This window comes from Streptomyces sp. 13-12-16 (assembly GCF_002114215.1).
Lineage (GTDB): Bacteria > Actinomycetota > Actinomycetes > Streptomycetales > Streptomycetaceae > Streptomyces.
In genome coordinates this window covers 1-10144 of record NZ_NCTE01000061.1, presented here as the reverse complement: position 1 = coordinate 10144, position 10144 = coordinate 1, and the positions used below count along the sequence as shown (strand labels likewise).

Sequence of the window (10144 nt, the reverse complement as noted above, 5' to 3'; positions counted from 1 at the left end):
CCGCCGCCACCAGCGCCGCCGCCGTGACCGCGAGACCGAGTGCCATGGCCCGCCTCCGGTGCCGTACGAGCCCGCCCGGGAGCGGCAGGCCGCCGCGCACCCGCACCGGGGCGAAGTGCGGCACCTCGCACGGGGGAGGGACCTCAGGGCCGGGCGGGCGGGGGGAAGAGGGGGAACGGAGCGGGGAGGGAGGACGGGACACGGGTACCACCACCTGCGACGAGGGACCGGCTTGCGACTCCCACGATGAGGCCTCGCGCCGCGCCCCGCCGGGCCCTGGGGACGTACCACGGCCCTGTGGAGAACTCCCCCACCCGAACGGGACGTTCCGCCCCGCCACCGGCTTCCGCCCCGCCACCGGCTTCCGCCCCGCCACCGGCTTCTGCCTCGCCACCGGCTTCTGCCTCGCCACCGGCTACGGCAGCGCGAACCCCGGGTCCATCCCGCCCAGCGCCGACGCGCACAGACAGTCCCGGTCCTCCGTCGCCGGCAGCGCGGCCACCGCGTCGAAGAGCACGCCCCGCAGCCGGTCCACGTTGGCGGCGAACACCCGCAGCACCTCGTCGTGGGAGACGCCCTCACCGGTCTCGGCGCCGGCGTCCAGGTCGGTGACCAGGGTCAGGGAGGTGTAGCAGAGCTCCATCTCACGGGCGAGCGCCGCCTCGGGGTGACCGGTCATGCCCACCACCGACCAGCCCTGCGCCCGGTGCCACAGCGACTCGGCGCGGGTGGAGAAGCGCGGCCCCTCGACCACGACCAGCGTGCCGCCGTCCACCGGCTCCCAGTACCGGCCCCGTGCCGCCTTCAGCGCGGCGGCCCGCCCGGTGGGGCAGTAGGGGTCGGCCAGCGACACGTGGACCACGTTCGGTACCGTGCCGTCGGGCAGCGGCAGCCCGTCGAAGTAGGTGCCCGCCCGGGACTTCGTACGGTCCACGAGCTGGTCCGGCACCAGCAGCGTGCCCGGCCCGTACTCGGGGCGCAGGCCGCCGACCGCGCACGGCCCGAGGACCTGGCGCACACCGACCGACCGCAGTGCCCACAGGTTGGCCCGGTAGTTGATGCGGTGCGGCGGCAGGTGGTGGCCGCGTCCGTGCCGGGGCAGGAAGGCGACCCGCCGGCCGGCCACCTCGCCGAGGAAGAGGGAGTCGCTGGGCGCCCCGTACGGGGTGTTCACCTGGACCTCGGTCACGTCGTCGAGGAAGGAGTAGAAACCGGAGCCGCCGATCACGCCGATCCCGGCCTTCGCCATGTTCGCCATGCCCGCACCCTAACCGCACCCGGAAACGCCGAAGACCCCGTCGTCGGCGGACGACGGGGTTCCGTAAGAATCCGTGAGAAGCGGCCCTACGCGGCGGTGCTGCTGGTGGAGCTGCCCGAACCGGAGGAGCCGGCCGACGAGCCGGACGGCGAGCTCGAACCCGAGGAGGAGGAAGACGTCGTGGACGAGCTGCTCGACGGCTTCGACGACGCCGGCGAGCTGCTCGACGAGGAGCCGCGGCTGTCGTTGCGGTAGAAGCCGGAGCCCTTGAAGACGATGCCGACCGCCGAGAAAACCTTCTTCAGGCGGCCCTGGCAGTTGGGGCACTCGGTCAGGGCGTCGTCAGTGAACTTCTGCACCGCCTCGAGGCCCTCGCCGCACTCGGTGCACTGGTACTGGTAGGTCGGCACTGTCTTCCTCCTGGCACTCTCACTCGATGAGTGCTAACGACGGTCCATCTTGACGTATTCCGCGGGTTCAGTCCACTGCGACGGACTCGCGGTGACCGACGCCACGTGCGACGGTGCGCCCGCGCGGGGCCGCGGCCAGCCGCGACCGCAGCGCCAGCAGCGTCGCGAGGGCCAGCACCGTACCGGCCATCGGGACCAGGAAGCCGGCGCCGCCCCACAGGCGGTCCTCCAGCTGCCCCGCGACCGTCACGGCCGCCGCCTGGCCGAGCGCGACGGCGCCGGTCAGCCAGGTGAAGGCCTCGGTGCGGGCACCCGCCGGGACCAGGTTCTCCACCAGTGTGTAACCGGTGATCAGGGCCGGTGCGATGCACATGCCGACCAGCAGGCCGAGCCCGGCCAGCAGCAGGGCCGAGTGGGCGGTCCACAGGGCGGACGCGGTCAGCGCGAGCGCCGTGTAGCCGATCACCAGGCGCCGCTGCGGGGCGGTCTTCCAGACGATCGCGCCGCAGGCGATGCCGGAGAGCATGTTGCCCGCGGCGAAGACGCCGTAGAGGACGCCGTTCAGTCCGGGCTCGCCGATCGACTCGGTGAACGCGGCCAGCGAGACCTGCATGCCGCCGAAGACGGAACCGATGCCCAGGAACGTCACGATCAGCACGCGCACACCGGGGACGCGCAGCGCGGAGACGTGCTCCGCGCGCGCGTGCCCGTCGCGGCCCGTCTCGGGCTGCGTGCCCTTCTGCGCGGCGAACAGCAGACCGCCGACCAGCGTCAGCGCGGCCTCGGTGAGCAGGCCCGCGGCCGGGTCGACGGCCGTGCACAGGGCCGTCGCCAGCAGCGGTCCGACGACGAAGGTGAACTCGTCGGTCACGGACTCGAAGGCCGCCGCGGTGGTCAGCAGCGGGGAGCCCTTGAGCCGCACGCCCCAGCGGGCCCGCACCATGGGCCCGATCTGCGGCACCGAGGCACCCGTGGGCACGGCGGCGGCGAACAGCGCCCACAGGGGCGCGTCGGACAGCGCCAGCGCGGTGAGGGCCAGTCCGGCCGCCGCGTGGACGAGGACGCCGGGCACGAGGACGGCACGCTGACCGTGGCGGTCGGCGAGACGGCCGCTGTAGGGGGCGAACAGCGCCATGGAGACGCCGGTGACGGCCGCGACGGCGCCGGCCGCGCCGTACGAGCCTGTGGTGTGCTGCACCAGCAGCACGATGGAGAGGGTGAGCATCGCGAACGGCTGGCGGGCCGCGAAGCCGGGGAGCAGGAACGTCCACGCGCCGCGCGTGCGCAGCAGCCGGCCGTATCCCGGTCGGGAGGTGGCCGCCGAGTCCTTCGACGTGGTGACCGTGGATGCCACGGCCCGTGCCTTTCTGCCACCTGGTAGCGGCCCGCGCGGGTCGTGCGGGGGCGCCGAGAGCTGTCCTCTTGCGCTGACTGCGGTAGATACCGGCGCCACAGCTCAGGGCGTCCCGGCCGCCATACGGTCGCGCCAGCTCTGCGTCAGGCAGAGTTGGTTCGATCTGGGGGTCGCCTGCATCGTACAGGGATCACCTGACGTCCGCTGTGAAGCCGGGCACGCCGCCGGCGTCCCGCCTGCGGTCCGGTGGCGTCCCGTCCGCCGTCCGTCAGCGTCCTGCCTGCGGTCCGTCGGTGTCCCCCTACGGTCCGTCGGTGTCCCCCTGCGGTCCGGTGGCGTCCCGTCCGCCGTCCGTCAGCGTGCCGCCTGCGGTCCGTCGGTGCCCAGCCAGCCGGCCAGCTTGCCGCCCCGGCCGACCGCGCGCAGGCGCCGTTCGGCGGCGTCCCGTACCGGGTCCGTGGTGACGACCAGTAGCTCGTCCCCGCGGCGCAGCACCGTCGACGGCAGCGGTACGAACGACTCCCCTCCGCGCACGACGAGGGTGACGGCGGACCCGCTCGGCAGCCGCAGCTCGGCGACCTCCACGCCGTGCATCCTCGACCCGGCCGGGATGGCGACCGACAGCAGGTGCCCGCGCAGCCGCTCCAGGGGCGCCGACTCGATGCCGAGGTCGGCGGCGGAGTCCGCGCCCAGGCGCAGCTTGCGGGCCAGCCAGGGCAGGGTCGGCCCCTGGACGAGGGTGTAGACGACGACCAGGACGAAGACGATGTTGAAGATCCGCTCGCTCCCGGCGACGCCCTGCACCATCGGGATCGTCGCCAGGATGATGGGCACGGCGCCGCGCAGTCCGGCCCAGGACATCAGTGTCTGTTCCTGCCAGGGAACCCGGAACGGCATCAGGCAGACGACGACGCTCAGCGGGCGGGCCACCATGGTGAGCGCCAGCCCGATGACCAGCGCGGGCACGATGTCGTCACCCAGTTCGTGCGGGGTGACGAGCAGGCCGAGCAGGACGAACATGCCGATCTGGGCGATCCAGCCGAGCCCCTCGGCGAAGCCGCGGGTGGCGGGCCAGTGCGGCAGTTTGGCGTTGCCCAGCAGCATCGAGGCGAGGTAGACGGCGAGGAAGCCGCTGCCGTGGGCGATGGCGCCGGCCGCGTAGGCGGTGACCGCGATGGCCATGACGGCGATCGGGTAGAGGCCGGAGGCGGGCAGCGCCACGTGCCGCAGTCCCAAGGCGCCCAGCCAGCCCACCGCGAGTCCGATGGCGGCGCCGATGGCCAGCTCCAGCACTATCTCGCCGACCAGGACGTACCAGTGCTCGACCGGTCCGGCCGAGGAGAAGGCGACGACCAGGATGACGACGGGAGCGTCGTTGAAGCCGGACTCCGCCTCCAGTGCGCCGGTCACCCGCGAGGGGAGCGGTATTTTCCGCAGCACCGAGAAGACGGCCGCCGCGTCGGTCGAGGACACCACCGCACCGATGATCAGCGCCTGCCGCCATTCCAGCCCGACCAGGAAGTGCGCGGCCGACGCCGTGACGCCGACGCTCACCGCGACGCCGGTCAGGGCGAGCGCGGCGGCGGCGGGCAGGATCGGTTTCACCTCCGTCCACTTCGTGCCCAGGCCGCCCTCGGCCAGGATCACGACCAGGGCCGCGTATCCGATGACCTGGGTCAGCTCGGCGTTGTCGAAGTGGATGTCGCCGAAGCCGTCCTGGCCCAGGGCGATGCCGATGCCCAGGTAGACGAGCAGGCTGGGGAGCCCGCTGCGCGAGGAGATCCGGACCGCTGCGACGGCGACGAGCAGGACGATCGAGCAGACGAGCAGGAGCTGGTTGAGGTGGTGGACAGTCAGTGGCCGTTCCCTTCCCTGCCTCAGGCGCATCCGCGCGTGAGCTCACGTACATCGCATACGAGCCACCGCTTCCGCGGCAAACTACTTCGTTACCTTACCTAACTCTTGACGCTTTCTTGACGCTCGGGACGGCAAGATCGAACGTCCGTCCGGGCTGGTTCCCCACTCCGCGTCAAGTGCTGCGGGGCCCTGCGCCTATCGTTGCTCCAGCGCTCAGTTAAAAGCACAGCCCGACCTGCCGCTCGCGTTAGGACAGCAAGGACAGCGATGCCCACCGACACCACCGCCTCCACGGGTCAGCAGGCCGGCGCCGCCGCGGGGCAGCAGCCCGGCAAGTCCGGCAGGAAGAAGGGACGCAGAGGACGACTGATCGTGCTCGTCCTGGTGCTGGCCCTGATCGGTGCTGTCGCCTACGGCGGGTACTGGTCGGTCAGCACCGTGCGTGCCTCCTTCCCGCAGACCGAGGGCTCGATCACGCTCAAGGGCCTGACGGGGACCGTGGACGTCAAGCGGGACGGCTACGGCATCCCGCAGATCTACGCCTCCTCCGACGAGGACCTGTTCATGGCGCAGGGCTACGTCCAGGCGCAGGACCGGTTCTACGAGATGGACGTGCGCCGGCACATGACCGCCGGGCGCCTGTCGGAGATGTTCGGCGAGAGCCAGATCGACAACGACGAGTTCCTGCGCACCCTGGGCTGGGACCGGATCGCCGAGGAGGAGTACGAGAAGAAGCTCTCCCCCGCCACCAAGAAGTACCTCCAGGCGTATGCCAAGGGCGTCAACGCCTACCTGGAGGACAAGGAGGGCAAGGAGATCTCCCTCGAGTACGCGGCACTGGGCTTCGAGAACGACTACAAGCCCGGGAAGTGGACCCCGGTCGACTCCGTGGCCTGGCTGAAGGCGATGGCCTGGGACCTGCGCGGCAACATGCAGGACGAGATCGACCGCGCGCTGATGACCAGCCGCCTCGGCCCGAAGCAGATCGCCGACCTGTACCCGGCGTACCCGTACAGCCGGAACAAGCCGGTGGTCCAGGAAGGCCAGTACAACCAGCTCACCGGGGCGTACGAGCAGGGCGAGAGCACGGGTACGGGCACCGGGACGGGGACGGGGACGGGGACGGGTACCGGCATCGGCACCGGCACGGGGACCGGTACAGGTACCGGCACGGGCACGGGGACCGGCACAGGCCTCGGCACGGGCACCGGCACCGGCGGTTCCGCCCTGGAGAGCCAGCTCACCGGCCTCCAGGAGGTCCTGCAGGACCTCCCCACCGCCGTCGGCGTCAACGGCGACGGCATCGGCTCCAACTCCTGGGTGGTCGGCGGTGAGCACACCATCACCGGCAAGCCGCTGCTCGCCAACGACCCGCACCTGTCGGCCTCGCTGCCGTCCGTCTGGTACCAGATGGGCCTGCACTGCCGCGACGTCTCCGCCGAGTGCCGGTACGACGTCACCGGCTACACCTTCGCGGGCATGCCGGGCGTGATAATCGGCCACAACCAGGACATCGCCTGGGGCCTGACCAACTCCGGCGTCGACGTCACCGACCTCTACCTGGAGAAGATCACCGGCGACGGCTACCAGTACGACGGCAAGGTGGTGCCGTTCGAGACGCGTGAGGAGACCATCAAGGTCGCCGGCGGCAAGGCGCAGAAGATCGTCGTCCGCGAGACCAACAACGGCCCCCTGCTCTCCGACCGCTCCGACGAGCTGGTGAAGACCGGCAAGAAGGCCACCGTCGACAGCGCCGCCCCCGACCGGGGCGACGGTTACGGCGTCGCGCTGCGCTGGACCGCCCTGGACGCCGGCCGCACCATGGACTCCATCTTCGCGATGAACCGCGCGAAGGACTGGGACGACTTCCGTGAGGCCGCCGCCCTGTTCGAGGTGCCCTCGCAGAACCTGATCTACGCGGACACCGAGGGCAGCATCGGCTACACGCTCCCCGGGAAGATCCCCACCCGCGCGGAGAACCACGACGGCTCCGTCCCCGCCCCCGGCTGGGACCCGGACTACGAGTGGACCGGCTGGATCGAGCAGGACGCGCTGCCCCACGAGTACAACCCGGACCGCGGCTACATCGTCACCGCCAACCAGGCCGTCGTCGACGAGGAGTACCCGTACACGCTGACCACCGACTGGGGTTACGGCGCCCGCAGCCAGCGGATCACCGAACTGATCAAGTCGAAGATCAAGGACGGCGGCAAGATCTCCACCGACGACATGCGGCAGATGCAGCTCGACAACTCCAGCTCCATCGCCAAGCTGCTGGTGCCGCACCTGCTCAAGATCGACACCGAGGACGCGGACGTCCGCGAGGCGCAGAAGCTGCTGGAGGGCTGGGACTACACCCAGGACGCCGACTCGGCGGCGGCCGCCTACTTCAACTCCGTGTGGCGCAACATCCTCAAGCTCGCCTTCGGTCACAAGCTGCCCAAGGAGCTGCGGGTCAAGGGCCAGTGCCTGTGGGTCGACCCGGTCAACACCACCGGGCCCGCCGACGAGGCGGGCAAGGTCCGCGAGTGCGGTCAGCGCGACGCCGACCAGGCGCAGCCCGACGGCGGCGACCGCTGGTTCGAGGTGGTCCGCAAGCTGATGGACCAGGAGGACAGCTCCTGGTGGAAGACCCCCAAGTCGGGCACCCGCCCCGCCGCGGACAACCGTGACGAGCTGTTCAAGCGCGCTCTGATCGACGCCCGCTGGGAGCTGACCGCCAAGCTCGGCAAGGACATCGACACCTGGAGCTGGGGCCGGCTGCACCGCCTGTTCCTGAAGAACCAGACCCTCGGCACCGAGGGCCCGGGCTTCCTGCAGTACATGCTCAACCGCGGCCCGTGGAAGCTCGGCGGCGGCGAGGCCACCGTCAACGCGACCGGCTGGAACGCCGCCGGGGGCTACGGCGTCGTGTGGGTGCCGTCCATGCGGATGGTGGTCAACCTCGGCGACCTCGACAAGTCCCGGTGGATCAACCTCACCGGCGCCTCGGGGCACGCCTACAGCGCCCACTACGTCGACCAGACGGACAAGTGGGCCGAGGGCGAGCTGCTGGAGTGGTCGTACTCGGAGAAGGCGGTCGCGGACAGCACCAGCGACACCCTGCTGCTGAAGCCCTGACCCCCTGGTCCCCGCCGTCGGAAGCGGCCGCCACGCGCACGCGTGGCGGCCGCTTCCGCGTGTGCGGGGCCTCAGCCGAACCGGCGTGCCCCGGACGGTGTCACCACCGCGTGCACCGGCCGGTCGTGCGGCTCGGCGGGGACGCGCGCGACGACCTCCGTGTCGTACAACAGCACCACCAGCGCCGGACGCGCGCCCGCGCGGTCCAGCCGGGCGAGGACACGGTCGTAGGAGCCGCCGCCGCGTCCCAGGCGCATCCCGCGCGCGTCGACGGCGAGGCCCGGCAGCAGGACGACGTCCGCCTCCGTGACGGCGTCCGGTCCCAGGCGCGGACCCGAGGGTTCGAGAAGCGCCATCTTCGCGCCGTGTCGCATCCGCGTGAGTGAGTCCTCGCCCTCGTACGCCCCCCAGTCCAGGTCGTTGTCGGGCAGCAGCGCGGGCAGCAGGACGCGTGCGCCCCGCGCGCGCAGCGCGTCGAGCAGCGCGAGCGTGCCGGGTTCGCTCCCCACGGAGACGTACGCCGCCACCGTGCGCGCGTGCGCCAGTTCGGGCAGTCCGAGCGCCTGCCGGGCCAGCGCGGCCGCGGATTCCCGCACGTCATCCGCCGTCAACCCGTTCCTCACCGAGAGGAGTTCCCGACGCCATGCCCGCTTGTCAAGATCGCTCGGGCCTTCTGGGTGTTTCAAATCTGTCCCCGTACCGTTCCAATATGCTCATATGAGCAGTAATTAACCGGAGCCTCAGAATCACTGCAAAGGGGCCCGATATGGTGGCGGGCATGTCTCAGTCACACCCTCGGATCAGCAAGGCTGTCATCCCCGCAGCCGGTCTCGGCACCCGGTTCCTGCCGGCCACCAAGGCCACTCCCAAGGAGATGCTGCCGGTCGTCGACAAGCCGGCGATCCAGTACGTGGTCGAAGAGGCCGTCTCCGCCGGCCTCGACGACGTCCTCATGGTGACGGGCCGCAACAAGCGCCCCCTGGAGGACCACTTCGACCGCAACTACGAGCTGGAGTCCGCCCTCCAGAAGAAGGGCGACGCCGGCCGTCTCGCCAAGGTCCAGGAGTCCAGCGACCTGGCCACCATGCACTACGTCCGCCAGGGCGACCCCAAGGGCCTCGGCCACGCCGTGCTGTGCGCCGCCCCGCACGTCGGCGACGAGCCCTTCGCCGTCCTCCTCGGCGACGACCTGATCGACCCGCGCGACCCCCTGCTCCAGCGCATGATCGAGGTCCAGCAGCAGCACGGCGGCAGCGTCGTCGCGCTCATGGAGGTGGCCCCCGAGCAGATCCACCTCTACGGCTCCGCCGCGGTCGAGACCACCGCGGACGCCGATGTCGTCAAGGTCACCGGCCTGGTCGAGAAGCCCGCCGCCGAGGACGCGCCGTCCAACTACGCCATCATCGGCCGTTATGTCCTCGACCCGGCCGTGTTCGACATACTGCGCAAGACCGAGCCCGGACGCGGCGGCGAGATCCAGCTCACCGACGCCCTCCAGCAGCTCGCCGAGACGCACACATCAGCGGCTACCGCCGCGGGGAAGGCCGGCGGCCCGGTGCACGGCGTCGTCTTCAAGGGCCGCCGCTATGACACCGGCGACCGCGGAGACTACCTGCGTGCCATTGTCCGACTCGCGTGCGAACGTGAGGACCTGGGCCCGGACTTCCGGACCTGGCTCCAGCGATACGTCACCGAGGAGATGCAGCAACGTTGAGCACCGCCGCGCCCCGCACCGCAGGACCGGACCACCTCTGGTCGGTGGACGAGCACCTGGACGACATCCTCGCGACCGTCCGGCCCCTCGAACCCATCGAGCTGCACCTCCTCGACGCCCAGGGCTGCGTCCTGGTCGAGGACGTCACGGTGCCCGTCTCCCTGCCCCCGTTCGACAACAGCTCCATGGACGGGTACGCGGTGCGGGTCGCGGACGTCGCGGGCGCGAGCGAGCGGTATCCGGCGGCCCTCGAGGTCGTCGGGGACGTCGCCGCCGGCGCGGCCGGTCTCCTCCACGTCGGCCCCGGCCAGGCCGCCCGCATCATGACCGGCGCCCCGCTCCCGCCCGGCGCCGAGACCGTCGTCCCCGTCGAGTGGACCGACGGCGGGCTCGGCGAGGGCCCGGCCACCGGGATGCGAGCCCGCAGCCTC

Annotated in this window: 7 protein-coding genes and 2 pseudogenes; 3 read left to right on the top strand and 6 right to left on the bottom strand. The window is 71.4% G+C overall.

Translation table 11 applies throughout. The features are described from left to right. From B7767_RS47675 to B7767_RS02890, 5 genes and pseudogenes are all read right to left on the bottom strand, one after another. Window positions 1–202 (bottom strand): annotated as a pseudogene (locus B7767_RS47675) (hypothetical protein); the annotation flags it as partial. Window positions 203–415: 213 nt separating this feature from the next. Next, window positions 416–1258, bottom strand: a complete 843-nt coding sequence (locus B7767_RS02905) for an S-methyl-5'-thioadenosine phosphorylase (protein WP_107485761.1) — start codon at window positions 1256–1258, stop codon at window positions 416–418. Between the two features lie 86 nt (window positions 1259–1344). Then, window positions 1345–1668: an FmdB family zinc ribbon protein gene (locus tag B7767_RS02900; protein ID WP_085570714.1), complete on the bottom strand. Its 324-nt coding sequence runs from the start codon at window positions 1666–1668 to the stop codon at window positions 1345–1347. Between the two features lie 67 nt (window positions 1669–1735). Next, on the bottom strand, window positions 1736–3022 hold the full coding sequence (locus B7767_RS02895; protein WP_085570713.1) for an MFS transporter: 1287 nt from the start codon (window positions 3020–3022) through the stop codon (window positions 1736–1738). Window positions 3023–3376: 354 nt separating this feature from the next. Next, a complete protein-coding gene (locus tag B7767_RS02890) occupies window positions 3377–4909 on the bottom strand; it encodes a potassium/proton antiporter (protein WP_085570712.1) in 1533 nt (510 codons plus the stop codon). A 237-nt stretch (window positions 4910–5146) separates the two neighbouring features. Between B7767_RS02890 and B7767_RS02885 the strand changes: the two genes are divergently transcribed. Then, window positions 5147–7999, top strand: a complete 2853-nt coding sequence (locus B7767_RS02885) for a penicillin acylase family protein (RefSeq protein ID WP_085570711.1) — start codon at window positions 5147–5149, stop codon at window positions 7997–7999. 71 nt (window positions 8000–8070) lie between these two features. Here the strand turns inward: B7767_RS02885 and B7767_RS02880 are convergent, their stop codons facing one another. Then, window positions 8071–8685, bottom strand: coding sequence for a 5-formyltetrahydrofolate cyclo-ligase (locus tag B7767_RS02880; protein ID WP_085570710.1), 615 nt, complete (start codon window positions 8683–8685; stop codon window positions 8071–8073). 92 nt (window positions 8686–8777) lie between these two features. Between B7767_RS02880 and galU the strand changes: the two genes are divergently transcribed. Continuing rightward, window positions 8778–9713 (top strand): UTP--glucose-1-phosphate uridylyltransferase GalU, encoded by a 936-nt coding sequence (gene galU / locus B7767_RS02875; RefSeq protein WP_085570716.1) that lies wholly within the window; start codon window positions 8778–8780, stop codon window positions 9711–9713. Then, a pseudogene (locus B7767_RS02870) lies at window positions 9710–10144 on the top strand (molybdopterin molybdenumtransferase MoeA); the annotation flags it as partial. The gene galU and the pseudogene B7767_RS02870, both read left to right, overlap by 4 nt.